A 23,617-nucleotide genomic window follows, 5' to 3' on the forward strand; every position below is an offset into this window, starting at 1 on the left:
GATAGCAGATGTATTCAATTATTGATGCAGCTTTGTCTCGTGCACGAACAATGCTTTCGTTATTGGCGCTAATTCTTGTCACAGGTGCAGTGACTTACATTACGATACCCAAGGAGTCGAGCCCCGATATTACCATCCCAATTATTTATGTTTCTGTCGGGCACCAAGGGATCTCGCCAACGGATGCAGAACGTTTATTGGTTCGACCTATTGAGCAAGAGCTTAGGTCAATCGAAGGCGTAAAAGAGATGACAGCAACCGCAGCAGAAGGGCACGCCTCTGTGGTGTTAGAGTTTAATGTTGGCGTCGATCTTACCAAAGCGATGGCGGATGTGCGCGATGCTGTCGATTTGGCCAAACCCAAGTTGCCAGAAGACAGCGATGAACCGACCGTAAATGAAGTAACACTCGCATCTGAACAACCAGTTTTGTCTGTTGTGCTATTTGGTACTGTTCCCGAACGTACCATTGTGCAAATTGCGCGAGAGGTTGGAGATAAATTAGAAAGCTATCGCCAAATTCTAGAAGTGGATATTGCAGGCGATCGTGATGACATCGTTGAAATCATCGTTGATCCGTTATTGATGGAAAGCTATAGCCTAGATCAAGCGGATATCTATAACCTGATCGCCTTGAATAACCGAGTAGTAGCGGCCGGTTTTGTTGATACGGGTTACGGGCGTTTTTCTGTCAAAGTCCCTTCTGTGTTTAACTCCTTAAAAGACGTACTTGAGTTGCCAATCAAAGTGGATGGTAAACAGGTCGTGACCTTTGGCGATGTGGCTACGGTTCGCCGAGCGTTTCGAGATCCTGAAAGCTTTGCCCGTTTAGATGGCAAATCCGCGGTTGTCTTGGATATAAAGAAGCGAGCGGGTGAAAACATCATTGAAACCGTTGAGCTAGTCAAGGCAGTAATGGCAGGTGCTCAGCAGCAAGCTGAATGGCCAAATAACCTTTTGGTCAAATACACTTGGGATGAATCTAAAGATGTGAAGATCATGCTCAACGATCTGCAAAACAATATCTTATCCGCCATCATTTTAGTGGTGATCGTGATCATCGCCATTCTTGGTGTTCGAACCGCTCTATTGGTCGGAATTTCAATTCCTGGATCGTTCCTCACGGGATTGTTGGTGTTGTCTGTGTTTGGTCTAACCGTCAACATCGTGGTGCTGTTCTCTTTGATCATGGCAGTGGGTATGTTGGTCGATGGCGCAATTGTGGTTACCGAATTTGCCGACAGGCGAATGCAAGAAGGTGAAGGGCGTAAAGCCGCTTACAGAGATGCTGCGAAACGTATGGCGTGGCCAATAACGGCATCAACGGCAACGACCTTAGCTGCGTTTGCTCCGTTACTGTTTTGGCCAGATGTGACGGGAGAGTTCATGAAGTTCCTACCATTAACATTGATTGCCACGTTAACTGCTTCATTGATTATGGCGTTGCTGTTTGTTCCAGTTCTAGGCGGCTTGATCGGTAAACCTCAATACGTTTCCCCTAAAAACCAAGCTCGAATGGTAGCACTACACAATGGTGACTTCTCACAAGCAACAGGTTTAACTAAAGCGTATTACCAGACACTATCGATTGCTATTGAACATCCGTTTAAGATTCTTGTTAGTGCGATTGTATTATCTATCGCAGTTGGTTTTACCTACTCAAAGGCAGGGCTCGGTGCAGAGTTTTTCCCAGAGGTTGACCCTCCATTCTTCAACGTTAAAGTTCGATCTCATGGTGATCTGTCTATTCAAGAAAAAGATTTGATCATGCGCGATATTGAACGAAAGATGCTCAATCATGATGAGTTTGACACGGTTTACACACGTACTGGCGGTGATGACCAGATTGGTTTGATATCGATTACTCCCGTTGATTGGCAATACCGCCGCAGTGTTAAGGCGATCATTGAAGAGTTAAAGGTGCAAACCGATCAATACGCTGGTGTTGAGATTGAATATAAGTTTCCAGATGCAGGGCCTCCGGTTGAGAATGACTTAGTGATTGAGCTTTCGGCCAAGACGCCAGAGCAGCTTAATCAAGCGGCAAAGATCGTCAGAAACTGGGCGGATGGTAATCAAGCACTGACCAATATCAGCGACACTGCAAGCAAAGACGGGATCGACTGGAAGGTGGATATTCGCCGAGATGATGCTGCGCGTTTTTCGGCTGATGCTACCTTGGTGGGTAATACCGTTCAGTTTGTGACTAATGGATTAAAGATCGGTGATTACCTTCCTGATGATTCATCAGAAGAGGTCGATATCTTAGTGCGTTATCCGAATGATAAGAGAGACATTGGCCGCTTTGACCAGTTAAGAGTCAAAACACCGGCTGGTCTTGTTCCGATTACCAACTTCGCGCAGATTATTCCCGACCACAAGCAAGACACGATTAAGCGTCTTGATGGAAAGCGTGTGGTGAATATCATGGCGGATATGGAAGAGGGCTATAACCTTGCGCTTGAACTGCCGAAGATCGAGCAAGCGTTAAGCGAGTTGGGCTTACCGAGTAGCGTTGAGTTCCGTATCCGAGGTCAAAATGAAGAGCAAGAAAATTCTTCTGCTTTCTTACAAAGTGCTTTCTTAGTCGCTTTGGCGGTAATGGCTTTGATTCTGATTACTCAATTTAATAGCTTCTACCAAGCATTTTTGATTCTTAGCGCGGTGTTGTTCTCAACGGTTGGCGTGTTTGTTGGTTTGCTTATCTTCCAACGTCCGTTTGGTATAGTGATGTCTGGTATTGGGGTGATTGCATTGGCCGGAATTGTGGTAAACAACAATATCGTGTTGATTGATACCTATAACCAACTGATAAAGCGCGGCTTGGAGAAGCGAGATGCGATTCTCAGAACGGGAGTTCAGCGTTTAAGGCCAGTAATGCTGACCACGGTTACCACCATTTTAGGCTTGATGCCTATGGTGTTGGAGATGAACATCGATTTGATTAACCAAAAAATTGAGTTTGGTGCACCGAGTACGCAATGGTGGTCGCAACTCGCTACGGCTATTGCTGGAGGTTTGGCATTTGCAACGGTACTAACCTTGGTGCTGACGCCCTGTTTGCTGATGCTAGGGCGAGATAATAAACCCGATATACTCCAAAGCAACGACGATGAACGATAAGTACAGGTTCGACGGAAATAAAAAAGAGCGCCTTGGTGGGCGCTCTTTTCGTTGGCTTATAGGGTTTTTAACCTAATTGGTCGTTAGTAATCTAATTAGTCGCGAGCAACTGGCCGTATCGCTCAAGGTTATTCAGTCGAATCTCTGAGTTCGCAATAAATGTTGCTTTTGCCTTACCTGTTAACGACTTAGATTGAGGCAATTTCACGGTTCGCGCATTTTTATGTACACCATTGACCAAAAATTCATAGTGTAAGTGCGGGCCCGTCACTCGACCTGTACCACCCAAGGTACCAATGGTTTGGCCTTGTTTTACGCGCTGGCCAGCCTTAACCATGCGTCGCTTCATGTGCAGGTACTTGGTGATGTAGGTGTTGCTGTGTCGAATGAACACGTAGTTACCATTAAATTGGTTGTAACCTGATTTCTGAACGATGCCGTCACCGGCCGCCCAGATAGGTGTACCTACAGGGGCTGCGTAGTCTGTACCTCGATGAGCTCGAACCTTGCCTGTTACTGGGTGTTTTCTGTTTGGGTTAAAATTCGATGTTACACGACGGAAATCAATCGGTGAGCGTAGAAAGGCTTTCTTCATTGCGCGACCGTTCTCATCGAAATAGTTGCCACTCTTATCATCCAATACCGCAGTAAACGAATCACCTTGGTTTTTGAATACAGCCGCCATAATCTTACCGCGGCCAATCACTTCACCTTCTACTACTTTCTCTTGATACAAGATTTTGAAGCTGTCATTTTTACGAATATCCAATGCAAAATCGATATCCCAACCGAAGATCCCCGCCAATTCCATAATTTGGTTTGCAGTTAGGCCTGCACTGACACCTGCATTCCAAAAGTTAGAGGTGATGTTGGCTTCGGCATAATTGTATTGGTAGGCCACTTCTTTTTTGTCGAGGCTAGAGGAGAATGAATCACCAGACTTAGTGATCTTAAAGCTTTCAAACGCACTAAGTTGTCGTTTTAATTGAATAAGGTCGTTGTTTTCATCGAAGCCGAACTGTAATACGTCGCCAGGTCTTAGATTTGATAGCTGTTTCTTAATATCATTGTTGGTATTGAGTAGGGTGATTAACAGGCGGTATGAGAGGCCAATTCGCTCGAATAAAACCGAGGTACTTTCACCTGAACGAACGGTATATCTCTCCCAGCTAAGCACAGCTGTTGGCGGAGCATCACTCGAACTCACAAGCGCCGATGCATTGATCGTGAGTGGGTAATGTTTCCCAACCACTAAAGCGCCCGTATCGTCACGTAAACTGCTGACATCGGGTAGTAAGAAAATCGCGACGAAAATTACGGCACTAAAAAATGCGATAAAAGCCCGGTGCAAAATAGGAAGGCGTGCAAAAATAGACAACATGTTCCGGTTCGTTCAGTAAATATTATGAAAATAGACGACGGAATAGTGTAACTGGTTTCAAAATACATCGCTATTCAAGTAAGATGTCTAATTATTATATTTTTGCCAAATCTGTGGGAGTGAACAAGAATGGCGAGTATTGAAGCTGCACTAGCCGAGATCAAACGTGGCGTAGAAGAACTGATTCCAGAAGACGAACTGATTGCTAAATTAAAAGAAGGTCGTCCTTTACGCATTAAACTGGGTGCCGATCCAACTGCTCCAGATATCCACCTAGGCCATACGGTTATCTTTAACAAGCTTCGTGCTTTCCAAGAGCTTGGTCATGAAGTGACATTCCTTATCGGTGATTTCACTGCAATGGTTGGTGACCCATCGGGTAAGAACTCAACGCGTCCACCGCTAAGCCGTGAAGACGTATTGAAGAATGCTGAAACTTACAAAGAGCAAGTATTCAAGATTCTAGACCCTGCGAAAACGCAAATTCGTTTCAACTCTGAGTGGCTATCTGAGCTTGGCGCTGAAGGCATGATTCGTCTTGCTTCTAACCAAACTGTTGCTCGTATGCTTGAGCGTGATGACTTTAAAAAGCGTTACGCTGGTGGTCAACCGATCGCAATCCACGAATTCATGTACCCACTTCTACAAGGTCACGACTCTGTTGCACTAGAGAGTGATGTTGAGCTTGGTGGTACTGACCAGAAGTTTAACCTTCTAATGGGTCGTGAGCTGCAAAAAGCAGCAGGTCAAAAACCACAAGCGGTACTGATGATGCCATTACTTGTAGGTCTAGACGGCGTTAAGAAGATGTCTAAGTCTGCGCACAACTACATCGGTATTAGCGAAGCACCAAGCGAGATGTTTGGTAAGATCATGTCTATCTCTGACGATCTAATGTGGAGCTACTACGAGCTACTGTCTTTCCGTCCACTTGAAGAAGTTGCGGAACTGAAAGCTGGCGTTGAGGCGGGCAAAAACCCTCGTGACGTTAAAGTACTGCTAGCGAAAGAGATCATTGCTCGTTTCCACAGTGAAGCGGATGCAGAAGCGGCTGAGCAAGAGTTCGTTAACCGTTTTGCTAAGAATCAAGTACCAGACGAAATGCCTGAATTTGAATTCGAAGCAGGCTTACCGATTGCTAACGTTCTAAAAGAAGCGGGTCTTGTAAACTCTACTTCTGATGCGATGCGTATGATCAAGCAAGGTGCTGCTAAGCTTGAAGGCGAGAAGATTGAAGACAGCAAATTCGTACCTGAAGCAGGTACTGCAGTTTACCAAGTAGGTAAGCGTAAGTTTGCTCGTATTACTATTAAGTAATAATACACATCAATAATTGAACAAAAGGCATCCACGGATGCCTTTTTTATTGACACAAAGTTGACGAAGTTTTTGAACGTGCATTGCTACACTATGCGCGCTGTCATATTGACAGTAATTCTGGAGATTTTTATGAACAATACCGACCATCCTCCTAGTTTGAATGGAGAAGAATAACCTGTCTCGGTATTGATCTATTGTCCTGCCGTTCAGGTAGGGTATCTTTGTTTTCCCCCTCATTCTTTTCCACACACTAGATTCTAACAAGTAGACACATTAGCGCTTTAAGCTCTTGGTGCGCTTAGCTATACGCTCCTGATATACGGGCTATACGCTCTTGATACACGAGTTAAATGCTCTTGGTGTACTCGCTATAAGCTATTTGTTTTGATGGTCGTTACCTTTGCCAATCGGGAGATTCGCCATGACGGTAATGAACAACACTTTTTTATCTATTGAAGCTCTGTACTCAGAGAAAGACATCCAAGCTGTATCTAATGCCTTTCAACAGTACGGACGTGAGCAACAAATTAACCTTTTGAACCGTATGCCACTTGAAGATGCGGTGTTAGTACTTGGGCAATGCTCTCTTAGTACGATTCAGACTTTACTTAGTGAGCTAGAAGAGCAGGGCTTTGAGAAGCGCTCTCGACATCTAGCTCACCAACTAGGGCTGATCTACTCAGAGGTTGAACCTCAACAGGGTTACCTTTCAACTGGAGTGCTTAGCCATGTTAGGCAACGTATCGGTTGGATTATTGCATTAGCGCTGCTGGGTATTGTCTCTGGGCTTATCATTGCTCAGTATGAAGACATTCTTAGCCAGCTAGTACTTCTGGCGATCTATATGCCGGTAATCGCTGCTGCGGGTGGTAATACAGGCACACAAGCGGCGACTTTGGTCATCAGAGCTCTAGCTACTGGTGAATTGAAGAAACGCCAGTGGGCGAACGTTCTTTGGAAAGAATTTAGAGTCGCGATTTGCTTAGCACTTGCGATTGCCTTGGTGATGATAGGCCGCATCTTACTGTTCAGTGACAACCAATCAACGGGTGGCTACGACATTAATATGATTGCTTACGCGATTGCTGTCGCTCTGTTTATTCAAGTGACAATATCAACCGTGCTAGGTGCTGGATTGCCAATTGTTGCTCGGTTATTCAAATTAGATCCTGCGGTGCTGGTGAGCCCAGTCCTCGCTTCAATAGTCGATATTTCAGGGATGTGGATTTATTTTACAGTCGTTAACTCATTCCTCGGTATCGCTTAGCTCCTATAAAAATAGGCACCTATAAAAATAGCTAAAAACACCTTAGAAACAAAAATGGCGCTGAAGATCATACGATCTTCAGCGCCATTTTTATTGTTTAAGTAGAAGCTTACAGAGAGCTAAACATTACTTAGATTTGCTTTGTGTTTGACTGAGTTCGACCACACCTTTGTAGAAAGTTCGTTCAAACTGGGTGATTGGTGCTTCTACAGGTTTTTCTGGATCTTGCTCTTTAGGGAAGTAATCACGGACAAACTGTACAAACAGAGAGTTTGGATTGCCCGCTTTATCTAAACCAAAACCTGCCATGTTGTAGCTACCGTACAAAGACCCACTTTTCGCAATAATATTACCTTGGATTGGTGCTTTTCTCATACTCTGACGGTACTTGAGCGTTCCATTAGTGCCAGATATAGGCATAGACTCAATCAGGTTGAGCTGTTTGTCGTTATCCCAGATGTAACGCAGAACCTGAGCCATAGTTTGCGAGGTCATGCGATTATTCCTCGATAACCCTGAGCCATCAACCAACTGTGCTTTGTTTAGGTCAATGTTGGCCTTGGTCAGTAATATCTGTTTTATCGCTTCGGTGCCGTTATTGAAACTACCAGGCTGGACATAAAACGTTGCACCCAGTGTTTTGGTCAGGTTGTCTGCGATTAGGTTGTCTGATTTCTTCAACATGGTATCGAGCAGTTCAGGAAGCTTTTCAGAATGGTGGCTCGCGACTAACGTAGTTTTGTCTGCTTTAGCTTTTTTACCAACAATCACATCGCCTTTAACTTGGATTTTCAGCTCTTTAAGCAGTGAGGTCACGACTTGATAGGTATAAAGCTCGGGGTTTTGAATCGCAAACTTGAGTGGTAGTGGTTTCTTACGCTCTACTAAGCAACCAGAGAGCTTGTAAGCGTTGTCTGGAGTGGTAATGAGCTCTAAGTCGCATTGTGTCGCCTTCTGCCCTGAGCGAGTTACGGTGGTTGCGATGGTTGTCACGTCTATCGGATAGTGGGCGGGAATATAGACTCGAGTGCTGCCGTTATCTTTTGTATAAATAGAGGCTTGTGCGCAGTTACTGTCTAACGTCATCGCGCTAGAAGGTGCGCTGTAACAAACGCCTAGAATGTCCCAAGGCCACCCCACCGCTCGTTGATAGCCCGTATAAGCTGAGTTATCGAGATACAGGTTACCGTTAATAGTTTTAGATTGTGATTTAGCATATTGAGCTAAAAGCCTTTTTAACTGCTCTCGTTGTAGCGTTGGGTCACCGCTGAATGAGATCACAACATCTTTATTAGAACGAGCTATGCTGGTCGTATAGTGAAAGTCATCCCCCAATTCCAACTTTGCTGCCAAAGCGGTGACCAGTTTTAAGGTGCTGGCTGGTGGATAAAAACCATCAATGTTGATGCTTATTTCATTTGAATCACCACTCAAGGATTCCAAGATTAGACTTGTGCTACTGCCATCAGGCAGTTTATTTAAAGGGGCGTAGGCGAAAGTGGTAAGTGAGTAACTACCAAGTGATAAGCCACATAGAAGTAGAGTAGATAGAAGGCGCATAGAAGATTTTTTCTTGGATGGCTGATGTTTTTAGTATACAGATATAAAAAACGCCCGCTAGAGAGCTAACACTGATCATTTAAGCATTTTCCTGATCAGTTGAACGATCCTGCAGATGGTTGACAATACCCTTAAGCACTTCTGTTTAAGGGTATTTTTTATGCTGTCACACTGGTTAATCGATGTTGACGATTTTGCTAATCCAGAATCTCTTTCTTTGTTCCAAAAAGACCTTCCGCTAGATTGGATAAACCAAGCTTTATCTGAAACGAACAAAGCGAGTATGCGTCGTAGAAAGTTACCTGCCGAACTTGTTGTATGGTTAGTCGTTGGTATTGGTCTCTATCGAGATAGACCGATTACCGATGTACTCGATAAACTCGACCTCAAATTGTCTAACTCATTGGGTGAGTCTATTGCACCTAGTGCGATTCCCCAGGCGAGAAAGCGCCTCACCGCTAAACCTTTAGAGTCATTATTCTCAATCACAGCAAAGCACTGGACACAGTCGGAAGATGCGGGTGATAAATGGAATGGTTTGAGCCTATTTTCAATTGATGGCACACAGTTTAGAACGCACGATAACCCAAGCTTAGCTGAGCATTATCAATATGTTTACTACCGAAAAGACAGGCACACTGAATATCCAATCGTTCGAATGTGCGCACTCACATCCCTACGGAGTCGACTTATTCATGATGTGGCTTTTGGGGAAAGTTCTAAAGGTGAAATTAGCTATGCAAAAGATTTAATTTCATCAGCTGTCCCGAATTCATTGACCATTTTTGACCGTTGCTACCTGAGCGCAGAGCTTATGCTTAACTGGCAACGAGAGCATGGGACAAGTCACTGGATGACGCCCATAAAGTCGAATGTGAAGTATGAAACCATCGAGCAACTCGATGATGATGGGCGAGATCTGATTGTAGAGATGAAAGTCTCTCCACAAGCTAGAAAGCAAGACCCGAGCCTCCCGGAAACGTGGAAAGCGAGGCTGGCTCTATACCCCGATGATGGTGAACAACAACCCAATCATATACAAGGGCTGCTGACTTCTCTAACAGATAGAAAATACAGTTTAAAATCATTATTAGACGTGTACTTCGAAAGGTGGGAAATCGAGAAGAGTTATGGCGAGATTAAGCATGACATGCTTGAAGATGAAATTCTGCTCCGCAGTCAATCTGTAGAGGGTGTAAAGCAAGAGGTATGGGGTATCCTTATCGCGTATAACTTAATCCGTCTGGAGATTAGCCGAATAGCAAAAGAGGCAGAAGTCTCACCACTTAGGATAAGCTTTACGATGGCACTTCGAGATATTCAAGATGAGCTAATGTGGTGTGCTATCGCTTCTCCAGGTTCTATTCCCAAAAAGCTGCGAGCTATGAGAGAGCGAGTGAAACGTTATATTTTGCCCGAAAAACAAAAACGGCCCAAAGGTAGGACCGTTCGTTTTAGTAAGACTCGCTACACTGTGCGATCTAAACACCTTAAATGATAGGTGTTGCGCTAGAGAGCGGGCGTTTTGATTCTCAATTAACTAATTAATCAATTAGATAATCAGAATTAGAAGTCGTAACGTAGACCTAGAGCTAGCTCGTCTTCAGCTTGTACTTTAGTTGCGCCAAAGTTTACACCGTCAGCATTACCGAACTTGTCACCTTCAGAGATAAGGTTGAAGTTGTACGAAATGTACGTACGGAAGTTAGGCTTGAAGTAGTAAGTAGCATCGATTGCAACGTTGTCAGCAGATGTATCACCATCTGTTTCTGCGTTGTTGTACGTTAGCGTGAATGCAGTCTTATCTAGCGTGTAAGCAGTTGCGAATTCGTAACCTGTGTAGTCACCGTCTTTCTTCGCTAGTTCACCATCTGTGAACGTACCAGCAAAGTATAGCGCTTCAGTACGGAAAGAAGCTGCTAGCATGTATTCGTTTTGGTCAGCTTGGTCTGCGTAACCAGCACCTAGCTTAAAGCCAGAGTCGCCGATAGCGTAGATACCAGATAGAGAGTAGCCATCAGCGTCGTTGTCACAGTACTCACCGATGTTACAACCATTAACAACACCTTCTTGACGGTCAGCAAAACGGTAGCTTGCTTTTACGCCTAGGTCTTGGAATTGACCTTTGTATGAAACCATGTTGTCTGAACGATCTGCTACAGCAATTTTCATTGCAGCAGAGTTACCGTGGTAAGACATGATATCCGTGAAGTCTGTGATTACGCCTAGCGCACCGTCGTTTTTACCGTAAGTAACTTCACCGAAGTCACCGCCGATACCAGCGTATGTGTAACGGTTAGTGATGTCGCCGTCGTTGTTATCAGTAGAACCGCCGTTTTCAGCCGTTGTGAATTCGCCTTCGTAGAAACCAACACCGTATAGGCCGTCTTGGATTTCAACTTTACCTAGGAAGTTAAGACGTACACGAGTTTTGTCTTCAGCTTTGCCATCTTTTAGAGATAGACGAGCTTCCGCACGACCACCGATCTCTAGAGAAGTGCCGTTTGAGCTGTATACAGAAGTACCGTCAATACCACCAGCTTGTTTACCGTCGGCTGCTACAGCGTTAGTAGCAAGAGCTGCAGCAGATACAGCAAGCGCGATCATAGTCTTGTTCATGTTATTATTTCCTAATTACTGTCCATAGAAGTTTTATCAAGGATTTGAACCCTTTTGTGTATTGCCTGTATTAATCAAGCTTCATAACCATGATTAGAACAGAAGTCTAAAAAATGCCAGTGCAATCCATGAGTTACTTTTTACCCCTAAAGTTCCATAGCTAGTTAGTAAAATGATATCAATAAAAATTGTGAACACTGTTTTATTATATTTAATGTTGTTTAAGTTTTTGTTTTTAATGTTTTTTTATAAAAGTGTGATCTGTATTTATTTGGTTTGTTTTTGTTTTTTTTAGGTATTTGGTCGGTGATTTATTGATGAGGAGGTTATTATTCATTTCTGTGATGTCTGTAATTTAGACCTAGATAAAGCTTTTATAACGCAAAGTGGAATAAAGGTGATTTAGCTATCAAGTTTGTTTACACTAAGCCAAATTGTTTTGTTTCTATCACCTAATAAAGATGTTGGGTGAATTTATGTTGGTCAAAGAAAGCTTTGGCATAGAGGTAAAAAATGGAAAAGGTTCCAATGACAGTACGTGGCGCTCAGCAGCTACGTGACGAATTAGATCGCCTACTTAAGCTACGCCCTGTTATCTCAGCAGCTATTGGTGAAGCACGTGAACTAGGTGACTTGAAAGAGAATGCTGAATACCACGCAGCTCGTGAAGAGCAGGGTATCTGTGAAGCTCAAATTCGAGATATCGAATACAAATTATCACTGGCTCAGATCATCGATGTAACCCAGATGGATAACACAGGTAAGATCATCTTTGGTACGACAGTGACTTTGGTTGATGTGGATACTGATGATGAATTCCGTTACCAAATTGTTTCTGAAGATGAAGCCGATATCAAAACCGGTCGTATTTCAGTTAAATCACCTATTGCTCGCGGTTTGATCGGTAAGATGGAAGGTGACGAAGTTCATATTTCTACCCCTGGCGGTGATAAAGACTTCGAAATCGACAAAGTAGAATACATCTAATTGAATTTGCTTTGTTTCTGATAAGTAAAAAGGTCGCTTAATGCGACCTTTTTCGTTTCTCACGCTACACTAAAAGATAAGCACTATGGCTTTCTTATTGCGTTATTGCGGAGCTAGCTTGAAGTCAAACTAGCTTATTTGCGTGGAATCTCGATTTTACGTGCTTCTGACTGACGGAACAGTACAAGAACTTTACCGATAGTTTGTACTTTTTCAGCTTTAGATTCACGTACAATTGCATCGATAATCAGTTGCTTAGTCTCACGGTCTTCTGATGCAACTTTAATCTTGATCAGTTCGTGGTGGTCTAGAGCTAATTCGATTTCCGCTAGAACAGCTTCAGTAAGTCCATTTGCGCCCATTAGCACTACAGGTTTTAAACTGTGAGCTAGGCCCTTTAGATGCTGCTTTTGTTTGGTACTTAGGTTCATTACGCGGCCAATTTTATTTAGTATTAGGGTTGAAAAAACCTATTTTAACGCCATCTAAAGCTGAAGACTATAATTTATTCAGCAATTAGTACTTTCCTCCAATTTAGGTATCCAATGAGCAAACAGAAACACTCGGCCAGTTCAGGTCGTTGGTTGAAGGAACACTTCGACGACAAGTACGCAAACGAAGCAAGAAAGAAAGGTTATCGTTCACGTGCTTATTTCAAAATGGAAGAGATTCAATCTAAAGATAAATTGCTGTCTCCTGGGATGACCATTGTGGATCTGGGCGCAGCGCCTGGCGGTTGGTCTCAATATGCTGCTAAGATTATTGGCGACAACGGACAAATCATCGCGTGTGACTTGTTACCAATGGACCCGATTGCCGGAGTTAGCTTTTTACAAGGTGATTTCCGGGAAGAAGCTGTTCTAGATGCCTTATTGGAACGTATACAACCCAACATGGTTGATGTGGTGATGTCTGATATGGCACCTAATATAGCAGGCAATAATTCTGTAGATCAGCCAAGAGCTATGTATTTAGTTGAATTAGCTTTGGATATGTGTCGACAAGTTCTAGCTACCAATGGTAGTTTTGTTGTAAAAGTATTCCAAGGCGAAGGCTTTGACCAATATGTTAAGGACGTCCGTGAGATGTTTAAAACAGTCAAAGTTAGAAAACCCGACTCTTCTCGAGCTCGATCTCGTGAAGTGTTCATCGTAGCCACTGGTTACAAAGGTTAACGATTCTCTTCCAAGAGTGAGAGTTAACAACATGGCTACAGGTTACAAACTGTAGTACCCTACCTTTAATTACAATTAGTTATCGAGAGGCTTACACCTTGAGTGACATGGCAAAAAATTTAATTCTGTGGCTTGTTATCGCGGTAGTGTTGATGTCGGTATTCCAGAGCTTCGGCCCTGGGGAAAGCAACGGCAGAGCAGTAGATTACACCACGTTTGTACAGGAAGTTGGCCAAGGCCAGATTCAAGACGCACAGTTCAATAACAGCGAAATTACCTTCACACGTCGTGGCGGTGGTTCTAAGTATGTAACTTACATGCCTGTTTATGATCAAAAGCTACTTGATGACTTAATTAATCAAAACGTAAAAGTTCAGGGTACACCACCTGAAGAGCAGAGCTTACTCGGCACTATCTTCATCTCTTGGTTCCCTATGATCTTACTAATTGGTGTGTGGATTTTCTTCATGCGTCAAATGCAAGGCGGTGGCGGCGGTAAAGGCGCTATGTCTTTTGGTAAGAGCAAAGCTCGTATGATGAGCGAAGAACAAATTAAAACGATGTTTGCGGATGTTGCTGGTTGTGACGAAGCAAAAGAAGACGTTAAAGAGCTGGTTGATTACCTTCGCGACCCTAGTCGTTTCCAAAAGCTAGGTGGTAAGATTCCTACTGGTATCCTGTTGGTTGGTCCTCCTGGTACTGGTAAAACGTTGCTTGCAAAAGCAATTGCTGGTGAAGCGAAAGTACCGTTCTTTACTATCTCAGGTTCTGATTTCGTTGAAATGTTTGTTGGTGTTGGTGCATCTCGTGTGCGTGACATGTTCGAGCAAGCGAAAAAAGCAGCACCTTGTATCATCTTTATCGATGAAATCGATGCTGTAGGTCGTCAACGTGGTGCTGGTGTTGGTGGTGGTCACGATGAACGTGAACAAACACTTAACCAAATGCTGGTTGAGATGGATGGTTTCGAAGGTAACGAAGGTGTTATCGTTATCGCTGCAACTAACCGTCCAGACGTACTAGACCCTGCATTACTTCGTCCTGGTCGTTTTGACCGCCAAGTTGTGGTTGGTCTGCCTGATGTACGTGGTCGTGAACAGATTCTTAAAGTACACATGCGTAAAGTTCCACTGTCGGGTGATGTTGAACCATCTCTGATTGCTCGTGGTACTCCAGGCTTCTCTGGTGCAGATCTTGCAAACCTTGTGAACGAAGCGGCGCTGTTTGCTGCTCGTGGTAACAAGCGAAATGTTTCGATGGTCGAGTTTGAACTTGCGAAAGACAAAATCATGATGGGTGCTGAGCGCCGTTCGATGGTGATGTCTGAAGAAGTGAAAGAGTCAACGGCTTACCACGAAGCGGGTCACGCAATTGTTGGTCGTTTGGTACCAGAACACGATCCAGTGTACAAGGTTTCAATCATTCCACGTGGTCGCGCGCTTGGTGTAACTATGTACCTACCTGAGCAAGACCGCGTAAGTATGTCTCGCCAACATCTAGAATCAATGATCTCTAGCTTGTACGGTGGTCGTCTTGCTGAAGAACTTATCTACGGTAAAGACAAAGTTTCGACTGGTGCGTCTAACGATATCGAACGTGCAACTGATATTGCTCGTAAGATGGTCACGCAGTGGGGCTTCTCTGAAAAACTGGGCCCTCTTTTATATGCTGAAGAAGAAGGCGAAGTTTTCCTAGGTCGTGGCATGAGCCAAGCGAAACATGTTTCTGACGATACAACTAAGTTGATCGATGAAGAAATTCGTATCTTAATCGACCGCAACTACGCTCGTGCGAAGCAAATTCTCGAAGAGAACATGGATATCATGCACTCGATGAAAGATGCACTAATGAAGTTTGAAACGATTGATGCTGGTCAGATTGATGACCTGATGGAACGTAAAGACGACATTCGCGAGCCTGCTGGTTGGGGTGACCAGGCGAAAGCAGAACCTGCAAAGGAAGAAGCTAAACCTGAAGCGAAATCAGAAGAAGCAGCCGAACCAAAAGCTGAAGAATCGAAAGTTGAAGAAGTTAAATCTGAATCAGATGATGCTCAAAACAAAGATTCTTAATCGCTAAGCTTTAAATTAAAACCCTGAGTACGCTCAGGGTTTTTCTGTTTCTAGCCCAAGATGTTTTTACCTTTAAGACCAGCCTTCCATGATATTAAAAGCACACAATAAAACGCTCGTTTTAGACCGCCCACATGTAATGGGTATTCTCAATGTCACGCCTGACTCTTTCTCTGATGGTGGTAAATTTAGTTCATTAGACAATGCTTTGTTACAAGCTGAACGAATGATTCAAGCTGGTGTTAGCATCATTGACATTGGTGGTGAGTCGACTCGTCCTGGCGCTCCTGAGGTTGCCTTAGAAGAAGAATTATCTCGAGTTATTCCTGCTATTAAAGCTATTCGAGCTAGATTTGATGTCTGGATTTCTATCGATACCAGTAAAGCTGAAGTGATGCGTCAAGCGGTTGAAGCTGGTGCTGATTTGATCAATGATGTGCGAGCTTTACAAGAGCCCGGTGCTTTAGAAGCTGCCGCTGATGCGAAGGTTCCGGTTTGCCTGATGCACATGAAAGGTCAGCCAAGAACTATGCAAGCGAATCCTAGTTACGACGATGTTCTAACGGATGTAGAAGCTTTCTTACAAGAAAGGGTTGAAGCTTGTGAGGCTGTAGGGATATCAAAAGAGCAGTTGATTCTGGATCCCGGTTTTGGTTTTGGTAAAACCATTGAGCATAATTACCGCCTATTAGCGCACCTTGAAAAATTTCACACGCTTGGGTTACCTGTCTTGGCGGGGATGTCGAGAAAATCGATGATTTTTAAGCTATTAGACAAAGCTCCTGCGGACTGCATGGTCGCCAGTGTTACTTGTGCGACCATTGCAGCAATGAAAGGTGCACAAATTATTCGTGTTCATGACGTCGAAGATACGTTGGAAGCGATGAAGATAATCGAAGTGATGAATAACAATCACTAATCATAATTAAGGAAAATCAACATGTCTGATAAAAGACGTTACTTCGGCACTGATGGTGTGCGTGGCAAAGTAGGCCAGTACCCGATTACACCTGATTTTGTTCTGAAGCTTGGCTGGGCTGCGGGTCGTGTTCTTGCTAAACAAGGCACAAAGAAAGTGATTATCGGTAAAGATACTCGCATCTCTGGCTACATGCTTGAGTCTGCTTTAGAAGCTGGCTTAGCTGCTGCGGGTCTTCAGGCTACGTTTACGGGGCCAATGCCGACACCGGCTGTTGCTTATCTAACGCAAACTTTCCGTGCTGAGGCGGGGATTGTTATCTCTGCATCGCATAATCCTTACTACGATAATGGCATCAAGTTTTTCTCTTCAGAGGGGACTAAATTGCCAGACGATATCGAGCTAGCGATTGAAGCGGAACTGGATAAAGACATCGAATGTGTTGATTCATTTGAACTTGGTAAGGCGGTACGTTTAAACGATGCGGCTGGCCGTTATATTGAGTTTTGTAAAAGCACGTTCCCAAATCAGATGACGCTTGCAGGAATGAAGATTGTTGTTGATTGTGCCCATGGTGCGACTTACCACATTGCTCCCGCTGTATTCAGAGAGCTAGGAGCTGAAGTTATTGCGATTGGTGTTGAGCCAAATGGTACTAACATCAACCACGAAGTAGGCGCAACGGATGTACGTGCTCTGCAAGCGAAAGTGCTTGCAGAAAATGCAGCATTAGGCCTTGGTTTTGATGGTGATGGTGATCGTATCATCATGGTTGATGAGCTAGGGAACAAGGTTGATGGCGACCAGATCGCTTACATCATTGCTCGTGATGCACTGCGTCGTGGTGAATTGAAAGGTGGCGTAGTTGGTACACTAATGACGAACCTTGGTATGGAAAGCGGCCTTAAGCAGTTAGGTATTCCGTTTGTTCGCGCTGCTGTTGGTGACCGTTACGTAATGGAGCAACTTCTTGCTAAAGGCTGGAAGATCGGTGCAGAAAATTCGGGTCACGTTATCCTATTAGACAAAGTAACGACGGGCGATGCTATTGTTGCTGCTCTGCAAGTTCTGGCTTCGGTAGTCGATAGTGAAATGACATTGAATGAACTTTCTCAAGGTATGACGTTATACCCTCAAGTCCTAGAAAATGTTCGCTTCAGCGGAGATTCAAACCCACTAGAAGCAGAGGCGGTTAAAGCGACTGTGGTTGAAGTGGAAGCGGAACTTGGCGAGAAAGGCCGTGTGCTATTACGTAAATCTGGCACAGAGCCACTATTGCGCGTAATGGTAGAAGGCGAAGACGCTGAGTTAGTTCAATCTTCGGCACTTAAAATTGCTGATGCAGTAAAAGCAAACTGCTAATTTAGTCTTTATTTAGCAGGTGCAATGATATGTACCTGTTATTAGGATTGGTTGAGTTACAGAACGGTCAAAAGAGGCGAAAATGAGTTTTGTGTCGCTTTTGACCTTTTTTTGACCACTCACTTGGTAAAGGCTTATTTTTTAGCAAATTCTCCTTGTCAGCCATCGCCTCATTCGCTAGTATTGCTCGGCCTTCAGTTAGGAGGTCGCTAGCCTTGTTCTTAAAAATAGTTTTTTGAACGGCGCTGGCTCAACAATTAGGAACATAGGTGGAAAAATGTTTACAGTTCTACTTGTGATTTACCTGTTGGCAGCGCTTGGTGTAATTGGCCTAGTGTTGATTCAACAAGGTAAAGGCGCAGATATGGGAGCCTCTTTCGGTGCTGGCGCTTCAAACACTGTGTTTGGTGCTGGTGGCTCAGGAAATTTCCTTACCCGAATGACTGCAGTTTTTGCAACTACATTTTTTATCCTTAGCTTAGTGCTTGGTAATATGTCTACACATAAGACTGAGTCACAATGGATTGACCCGACTCAAGGTCAGGTAATTCAGCAAGCTGATGATGCAGCGAGTGAAATTCCGGCGCAAGGCGACGAAATTCCACAATAAGCTGTAAAGATTTGATGCCGAGATGGTGAAATTGGTAGACACGCTAGCATGAGGTGCTAGTGCCTTAGGGTGTGAGGGTTCGAGTCCCTCTCTCGGCACCATGTTTACAAACTTGTAAAACATCTTGTTGGGCGTATAATGCTCGCAAGTCGGACGCGGGATGGAGCAGTTTGGTAGCTCGTCGGGCTCATAACCCGAAGGTCGTCGGTTCAAATCCGGCTCCCGCAACCAATTTCAATGCTATTATATAGCTTGTATTGGTAGCAAGTTTGCACAGTGTGAACCTCACTGTGAGTTAAGTGTGATATCAAATATGATGGCACTTAACATATAAGGGTCCAGCAACAAAAACCCCGGCTTATACGGGGTTTTTTGTTATCTAAGCATTTGTAAATGCGTTTAGATAATGTTTGCTTGGAATTTAAATTGGGCTTTGAGCCCTTTTTTTGTTTCTGGAGTGGTTAAATGACTGGTTTAGAAAGACAACTTACTGAAATGCTTGACGCTCCAGTAGCAGCATCGGGTTATGAGTTAGTTGGATTAGAATTTATTCGTGCTGGTGAGCACTCAACGCTACGTATTTACATCGATTCACCAAATGGTATCAATGTAGATGATTGCGCTGAAGTTAGTCACCAAGTAAGTGCCGTAATGGACGTTGAAGATCCAATTTCAGTGGCTTATAACCTTGAAGTGTCTTCACCAGGTTTAGAGAGACCACTGTTCAAAGCAGAGCATTACCAACAATTTATTGGTCACGAGGTAAGCATCGTTTTGAAAATGGCTGTCGGCAACCGTCGTAAATGGAAAGGTGATATCCAATCTATCGAAGGCGAGACAGTAAAAGTATTGGTTGAAGGACAAGAAGAAGAATTCGTCCTTAGCAATATTGCGAAAGCTAACCTGATCCCTAAATTTTAGTTCTCCTAGAGAGAAGAGCTTAAGAGGCTAGATTAATGAACAAAGAAATTTTGGCGGTAGTAGAAGCTGTTTCTAATGAGAAAGCAGTTCCTCGTGAGCGTATTTTTGAAGCGCTTGAAATCGCGCTTGCAACGGCAACAAAAAAGAAAAGCGAATTAGAAATCGAAGTTCGTGTTGAAATCGACCGTAAAACGGGTGATTTCGAAACTTTCCGTCGTTGGGAAGCTGTTGAGGAAGTTGAATTCCCAACAAAAGAAATCTCTATTGAAGCTGCAAAGTACGATGACCCAGAGATCGAACTTGGCGGTTTCATTGAAGATGATATCGAATCAGTAACGTTTGACCGTATTACGACTCAAACGGCTAAGCAAGTTATCGTACAGAAAGTACGTGAAGCTGAACGCGCTCAAATCGTTGAACAGTTTATTGATAACGAAGGCGAGCTAGTAACTGGTGCAGTTAAGAAAGTTAACCGTGATACCGTTATTCTAGACCTAGGTAACAACGCTGAAGCGGTAATCCTTCGTGATGACCAACTTCCTCGTGAAAACTTCCGTCCAGGTGACCGTGTTCGTGGTCTTCTTTACGCAGTTAAACCAGAAGCTCGTGGTTTCCAGCTTTTTGTTACTCGTTCGAAGCCAGAAATGCTAGCTGAGTTATTCCGTGTTGAAGTGCCTGAGATTGGTGAAGAGCTAATTGAACTTAAAGGTGCTGCACGTGACGCTGGTTCTCGTGCTAAAATCGCTGTGAAAACAAACGACAAACGTATCGATCCTGTTGGTGCGTGTGTTGGTATGCGTGGTGCTCGTGTACAAGCTGTTTCTAACGATCTTGGCGGTGAGCGTATCGATATCGTTCTTTGGGACGATAACCCGGCTCAATTCGTAATCAACGCTATGGCTCCTGCTGACGTTGCATCTATCATCGTTGATGAAGATGCACACTCTATGGATATCGCTGTTGAAGCGGATAACCTAGCACAAGCGATTGGACGTAGTGGTCAAAACGTACGTCTAGCTTCTCAACTAACTGGTTGGGAACTGAACGTGATGACTGTTGCTGATCTCGAGAAGAAGCACCAAGAAGAAGCTGTTGCTTCTATTGAAAACTTCATGAAGCACCTAGACATCGAAGAAGACTTTGCTCAAATGCTTGTTGAAGAAGGCTTCTCTACGCTTGAAGAAGTAGCATACGTTCCTGTGAACGAGCTTCTTGAAGTAGACGGTCTAGACGAAGGTATCGTTGAAGAACTACGTAACCGCGCAAAAGACGCACTGACTACTCTAGCGCTAGCGAAAGAAGAAACTTTCGACGGTGTTGAGCCTGCTGAAGACTTACTTGCACTTGAAGGTCTTGAGCGTGAAATGGCTTACAAGCTAGCAGCAAAAGGCGTTGCGACATTGGAAGACCTAGCTGACCAAGGCGTTGATGAACTAGAAGGCATCGAAGACCTAACTGCAGAGCGTGCAGGCGAGCTAATTATGGCTGCGCGTAACATCTGTTGGTTCGGCGACGAAGAATAATTCAGCAAGGAGAGAAAGCGGTATGACACAATTAACAGTTAAAGCACTGAGTGAAGAGATTGGTACGCCAGTTGACCGCTTAATTGAACAACTTGCTGATGCAGGCATGAAGAAATCAGGGTCGGATCAAGTGACTGATTCAGAGAAGCAAACATTGCTAACGCACCTAAAAAAGGAGCATGGTGATACTTCTGGTGAAACAGAACCGACTCGTTTAACTCTTCAGCGCAAGACCCGCAGCACGTTAAGTGTTGCTGCTGGAGGCGGTAAGAGTAAGGATGTTCAAGTAGAGGTACGTAAAAAACGTACTTACGTGAAGCGCAGCACTATTGAAGATGAAGCGAAACGTGAAGCTGAGGAACTAGCTAATCGTGAAGCGGAAGAGAAAGCACAACGCGATGCTGAAGAGCAAGCGAAACGTGATGCTGCAGAGAAAGCACAGCGCGAAGCCGAAGAAAAAGTAACACGTGAAGCGGATGCAAAACGTGATGCTGAAGAGAAGGCTCAACGCGCACAAGCTGAAAAGGCTAAAAAAGACATGAATTCAAAAAATGCAGACGCTAACGCACAAGCGAAAAAAGAAGCGGATGAACTTAAAGCTCGTCAAGAGCAAGAAGCAACTCGTAAAGCAGAAGCTGAAGCAGCTAAGCTTGTTGAAGAAGCTCGTAAGTTAGCTGAAGAGAACCAAGAACGTTGGTCTGAAGAAGAGAAGAAGAAGAAAGAGCAAGAGAAATCTGCGGATTACCATGTGACTACTTCTACTTACGCTCGTGAAGCTGAAGATGCGGCAGATAAGAAAGACGAGAAAGCACCTCGTCGTCGCAAGAAGAAAGCAGCTCCTGCTAACCAACCAGCAAACAACCGTGGCGGTCGTAACCAACGTGGTCGTGGCGGTAAAGGTAAGCTTGCTAAACCAACTTCAATGCAGCAAGGCTTCGATAAGTCAGCGACGGTTGCTAAATCTGACGTTGCTATCGGCGAAACTATCGTTGTTTCTGAACTGGCGAGCAAAATGTCAGTTAAAGCAACTGAAGTTATCAAAGTAATGATGAAGATGGGCGCTATGGCGACTATCAACCAAGTGATTGACCAAGAAACAGCACAACTTGTTGCTGAAGAAATGGGCCACAAGGTTATCCTACGTAAAGAAAACGAACTTGAAGAAGCGGTACTAGCTGACCGTGACAACAATGCAACGGCTGAGGGTCGTGCTCCTGTTGTTACTATCATGGGTCACGTTGACCACGGTAAAACTTCAACACTTGATTACATTCGTAAAGCACACGTTGCTTCTGGCGAAGCTGGCGGTATCACGCAGCACATTGGTGCTTACCACGTAGATACTGATAACGGCATGATCACGTTCCTTGATACTCCTGGACACGCGGCGTTTACCGCTATGCGTGCTCGTGGTGCTCAAGCGACAGATATCGTTGTCCTAGTAGTAGCAGCAGACGATGGCGTAATGCCACAAACAATCGAAGCAATCCAGCACGCGAAAGCGGCAGGTGTTCCTCTGATTGTTGCTGTGAACAAGATCGATAAAGAGGGTGCAAACCCAGACAACGTTAAGAATGAGCTAGCTCAATACGACGTTATCCCTGAAGAATGGGGCGGCGAGAACATCTTCGTTCACATCTCTGCAAAACAGGGTACAAACATCGATGGTCTTCTAGAAGCAATCCTTCTTCAGTCTGAAGTTCTTGAGCTTACAGCAGTTAAAGAAGGCATGGCATCTGGTGTTGTTGTTGAATCTCGTCTTGATAAAGGTCGTGGTCCAGTTGCAACAGTACTAGTACAGTCTGGTACTCTAAACAAAGGCGATATCGTTCTTTGTGGTCAAGAGTACGGTCGTGTTCGTGCAATGCGTGATGAAAACGGTAAAGACATTGAAACTGCAGGTCCATCTATCCCTGTAGAAATTCTAGGTCTTTCTGGCGTTCCTGCTTCAGGTGACGAAGCGACTGTTGTACGTGATGAGCGTAAAGCGCGTGAAGTTGCAAACTACCGTCAAGGTAAATTCCGTGATGTTAAACTAGCTCGCCAACAAAAAGCGAAACTAGAGAACATGTTCGCGAACATGACGGCTGGTGAAGTTGCTGAACTTAACGTTGTACTTAAAGCTGACGTTCAAGGTTCTGTAGAAGCGATTGCTGATTCTCTACTGAAACTGTCAACTGACGAAGTTAAAGTGAACATCGTAGGCTCTGGTGTTGGTGGTATCACTGAAACTGATGCAACGCTTGCAGCGGCTTCTAACGCTATCATCCTTGGTTTCAACGTTCGTGCTGACGCAACTGCGCGTAGTACGGTTCAGAACGAAAACCTAGATCTACGTTACTACTCAATCATCTACCAACTGATTGACGAAGTTAAACAGGCGATGGGCGGTATGCTTGCTCCTGAATTCCGTCAAGAGATCATTGGTCTTGCACAAGTTCGTGACGTATTTAAGTCACCTAAGCTTGGCGCAATCGCTGGTTGTATTGTTACTGAAGGTACAATTAAGCGTAGCAACCCAATCCGTGTACTTCGTGAAAACGTTGTTATCTACGAAGGTGAACTAGAGTCACTTCGTCGCTTTAAAGATGACGTTCAAGAAGTTAAAAATGGTTACGAGTGTGGTGTCGGCGTTAAGAACTACAACGACGTTCGCGTTGGTGACCAGATCGAAGTATTCGAAATTGTTGAAGTTAAACGTACTCTAGACTAATCAGTCAGTACGACTCGACATATTGACTAAGGTTACTAACATTACTAGTAATGGTAATAAGTAATC

General features: G+C 44.2%; 17 protein-coding genes and 2 tRNA genes. 15 read left to right on the plus strand and 4 right to left on the minus strand.

Going from position 1 to position 23,617, the window contains the following annotated elements:
- Positions 1-8: 8 nt before the first annotated feature.
- Positions 9-3,122, plus strand: coding sequence for an efflux RND transporter permease subunit (locus tag OCW38_RS02980; RefSeq protein WP_261895037.1), 3,114 nt, complete (start codon positions 9-11; stop codon positions 3,120-3,122).
- Between the two features lie 91 nt (positions 3,123-3,213).
- On the opposite strand, the gene OCW38_RS02985 is transcribed toward OCW38_RS02980, so the two are convergent.
- On the minus strand, positions 3,214-4,503 hold the full coding sequence (locus tag OCW38_RS02985; RefSeq protein WP_010436072.1) for a peptidoglycan DD-metalloendopeptidase family protein: 1,290 nt from the start codon (positions 4,501-4,503) through the stop codon (positions 3,214-3,216).
- A gap of 129 nt (positions 4,504-4,632) precedes the next feature.
- Between OCW38_RS02985 and tyrS the strand changes: the two genes are divergently transcribed.
- Positions 4,633-5,820: a tyrosine--tRNA ligase gene (tyrS, locus tag OCW38_RS02990; RefSeq protein WP_004734518.1), complete on the plus strand. Its 1,188-nt coding sequence runs from the start codon at positions 4,633-4,635 to the stop codon at positions 5,818-5,820.
- Between the two features lie 424 nt (positions 5,821-6,244).
- Complete coding sequence (locus OCW38_RS02995; protein WP_016768990.1) at positions 6,245-7,090, plus strand: magnesium transporter; 846 nt, start codon at positions 6,245-6,247, stop codon at positions 7,088-7,090.
- Between the two features lie 126 nt (positions 7,091-7,216).
- Here the strand turns inward: OCW38_RS02995 and dacB are convergent, their stop codons facing one another.
- Positions 7,217-8,650, minus strand: a complete 1,434-nt coding sequence (gene dacB / locus OCW38_RS03000; RefSeq protein WP_261895040.1) for a serine-type D-Ala-D-Ala carboxypeptidase — start codon at positions 8,648-8,650, stop codon at positions 7,217-7,219.
- A gap of 160 nt (positions 8,651-8,810) precedes the next feature.
- On the opposite strand from dacB, the gene OCW38_RS03005 reads away from it, so the two are divergent.
- Positions 8,811-10,148, plus strand: coding sequence for an IS4 family transposase (locus OCW38_RS03005; protein ID WP_261893540.1), 1,338 nt, complete (start codon positions 8,811-8,813; stop codon positions 10,146-10,148).
- Positions 10,149-10,216: 68 nt separating this feature from the next.
- Here the strand turns inward: OCW38_RS03005 and OCW38_RS03010 are convergent, their stop codons facing one another.
- On the minus strand, positions 10,217-11,269 hold the full coding sequence (locus tag OCW38_RS03010) for a porin (RefSeq protein ID WP_010436108.1): 1,053 nt from the start codon (positions 11,267-11,269) through the stop codon (positions 10,217-10,219).
- 513 nt (positions 11,270-11,782) lie between these two features.
- Between OCW38_RS03010 and greA the strand changes: the two genes are divergently transcribed.
- A complete protein-coding gene (gene greA / locus OCW38_RS03015) occupies positions 11,783-12,256 on the plus strand; it encodes a transcription elongation factor GreA (RefSeq protein ID WP_010436111.1) in 474 nt (157 codons plus the stop codon).
- 134 nt (positions 12,257-12,390) lie between these two features.
- Here the strand turns inward: greA and yhbY are convergent, their stop codons facing one another.
- Entirely contained in the window at positions 12,391-12,687 is a 297-nt protein-coding gene (gene yhbY, locus OCW38_RS03020; RefSeq protein WP_004734509.1) for a ribosome assembly RNA-binding protein YhbY, read from the minus strand.
- Positions 12,688-12,801: 114 nt separating this feature from the next.
- Here yhbY and rlmE point away from each other — a divergent pair, with 114 nt between their 5' ends.
- The 10 genes from rlmE to infB all read left to right on the plus strand — a co-directional run bounded on the left by rlmE (position 12,802) and on the right by infB (position 23,551).
- A complete protein-coding gene (rlmE, locus tag OCW38_RS03025; RefSeq protein ID WP_010436116.1) occupies positions 12,802-13,431 on the plus strand; it encodes a 23S rRNA (uridine(2552)-2'-O)-methyltransferase RlmE in 630 nt (209 codons plus the stop codon).
- A gap of 107 nt (positions 13,432-13,538) precedes the next feature.
- Positions 13,539-15,503 carry an ATP-dependent zinc metalloprotease FtsH gene (ftsH, locus tag OCW38_RS03030; RefSeq protein ID WP_261895044.1) on the plus strand — a complete coding sequence of 655 codons (1,965 nt, stop codon included), beginning with the start codon at positions 13,539-13,541 and terminating at the stop codon, positions 15,501-15,503.
- An 88-nt stretch (positions 15,504-15,591) separates the two neighbouring features.
- On the plus strand, positions 15,592-16,422 hold the full coding sequence (gene folP / locus OCW38_RS03035) for a dihydropteroate synthase (RefSeq protein ID WP_016767298.1): 831 nt from the start codon (positions 15,592-15,594) through the stop codon (positions 16,420-16,422).
- 21 nt (positions 16,423-16,443) lie between these two features.
- Entirely contained in the window at positions 16,444-17,784 is a 1,341-nt protein-coding gene (gene glmM / locus OCW38_RS03040) for a phosphoglucosamine mutase (RefSeq protein WP_261895045.1), read from the plus strand.
- A 277-nt stretch (positions 17,785-18,061) separates the two neighbouring features.
- On the plus strand, positions 18,062-18,394 hold the full coding sequence (gene secG / locus OCW38_RS03045) for a preprotein translocase subunit SecG (protein WP_010436124.1): 333 nt from the start codon (positions 18,062-18,064) through the stop codon (positions 18,392-18,394).
- A gap of 16 nt (positions 18,395-18,410) precedes the next feature.
- Positions 18,411-18,495 (plus strand) — tRNA-Leu (locus OCW38_RS03050).
- A gap of 53 nt (positions 18,496-18,548) precedes the next feature.
- Positions 18,549-18,625: transfer RNA gene (locus tag OCW38_RS03055), tRNA-Met, on the plus strand.
- Positions 18,626-18,859: 234 nt separating this feature from the next.
- Positions 18,860-19,315, plus strand: coding sequence for a ribosome maturation factor RimP (rimP, locus tag OCW38_RS03060; RefSeq protein ID WP_004738265.1), 456 nt, complete (start codon positions 18,860-18,862; stop codon positions 19,313-19,315).
- Between the two features lie 35 nt (positions 19,316-19,350).
- Positions 19,351-20,838 carry a transcription termination factor NusA gene (gene nusA / locus OCW38_RS03065; protein ID WP_010436132.1) on the plus strand — a complete coding sequence of 496 codons (1,488 nt, stop codon included), beginning with the start codon at positions 19,351-19,353 and terminating at the stop codon, positions 20,836-20,838.
- Between the two features lie 22 nt (positions 20,839-20,860).
- On the plus strand, positions 20,861-23,551 hold the full coding sequence (gene infB, locus OCW38_RS03070; RefSeq protein WP_010436135.1) for a translation initiation factor IF-2: 2,691 nt from the start codon (positions 20,861-20,863) through the stop codon (positions 23,549-23,551).
- Positions 23,552-23,617 lie beyond the last annotated feature (66 nt).

The sequence above is a fragment of the Vibrio cyclitrophicus genome, assembly GCF_024347435.1.
Classification (GTDB): Bacteria; Pseudomonadota; Gammaproteobacteria; order Enterobacterales; family Vibrionaceae; genus Vibrio; species Vibrio cyclitrophicus.

Excerpts from the sequence above, each read along its gene's own strand:
- yhbY (WP_004734509.1), bottom strand. The coding sequence starts at position 12,687 with ATGAACCTAAGTACCAAACAAAAGCAGCATCTAAAGGGCCTAGCTCAC.
- OCW38_RS03010 (WP_010436108.1), bottom strand. The coding sequence starts at position 11,269 with ATGAACAAGACTATGATCGCGCTTGCTGTATCTGCTGCAGCTCTTGCT.
- OCW38_RS02995 (WP_016768990.1), top strand. The coding sequence starts at position 6,245 with ATGACGGTAATGAACAACACTTTTTTATCTATTGAAGCTCTGTACTCA.
- rlmE (WP_010436116.1), top strand. The coding sequence starts at position 12,802 with ATGAGCAAACAGAAACACTCGGCCAGTTCAGGTCGTTGGTTGAAGGAA.
- ftsH (WP_261895044.1), top strand. The coding sequence starts at position 13,539 with ATGGCAAAAAATTTAATTCTGTGGCTTGTTATCGCGGTAGTGTTGATG.
- OCW38_RS02985 (WP_010436072.1), bottom strand. The coding sequence starts at position 4,503 with ATGTTGTCTATTTTTGCACGCCTTCCTATTTTGCACCGGGCTTTTATC.
- infB (WP_010436135.1), top strand. The coding sequence starts at position 20,861 with ATGACACAATTAACAGTTAAAGCACTGAGTGAAGAGATTGGTACGCCA.
- secG (WP_010436124.1), top strand. The coding sequence starts at position 18,062 with ATGTTTACAGTTCTACTTGTGATTTACCTGTTGGCAGCGCTTGGTGTA.
- glmM (WP_261895045.1), top strand. The coding sequence starts at position 16,444 with ATGTCTGATAAAAGACGTTACTTCGGCACTGATGGTGTGCGTGGCAAA.
- rimP (WP_004738265.1), top strand. The coding sequence starts at position 18,860 with ATGACTGGTTTAGAAAGACAACTTACTGAAATGCTTGACGCTCCAGTA.
- OCW38_RS02980 (WP_261895037.1), top strand. The coding sequence starts at position 9 with ATGTATTCAATTATTGATGCAGCTTTGTCTCGTGCACGAACAATGCTT.
- OCW38_RS03005 (WP_261893540.1), top strand. The coding sequence starts at position 8,811 with ATGCTGTCACACTGGTTAATCGATGTTGACGATTTTGCTAATCCAGAA.
- greA (WP_010436111.1), top strand. The coding sequence starts at position 11,783 with ATGGAAAAGGTTCCAATGACAGTACGTGGCGCTCAGCAGCTACGTGAC.
- folP (WP_016767298.1), top strand. The coding sequence starts at position 15,592 with ATGATATTAAAAGCACACAATAAAACGCTCGTTTTAGACCGCCCACAT.
- dacB (WP_261895040.1), bottom strand. The coding sequence starts at position 8,650 with ATGCGCCTTCTATCTACTCTACTTCTATGTGGCTTATCACTTGGTAGT.
- tyrS (WP_004734518.1), top strand. The coding sequence starts at position 4,633 with ATGGCGAGTATTGAAGCTGCACTAGCCGAGATCAAACGTGGCGTAGAA.
- nusA (WP_010436132.1), top strand. The coding sequence starts at position 19,351 with ATGAACAAAGAAATTTTGGCGGTAGTAGAAGCTGTTTCTAATGAGAAA.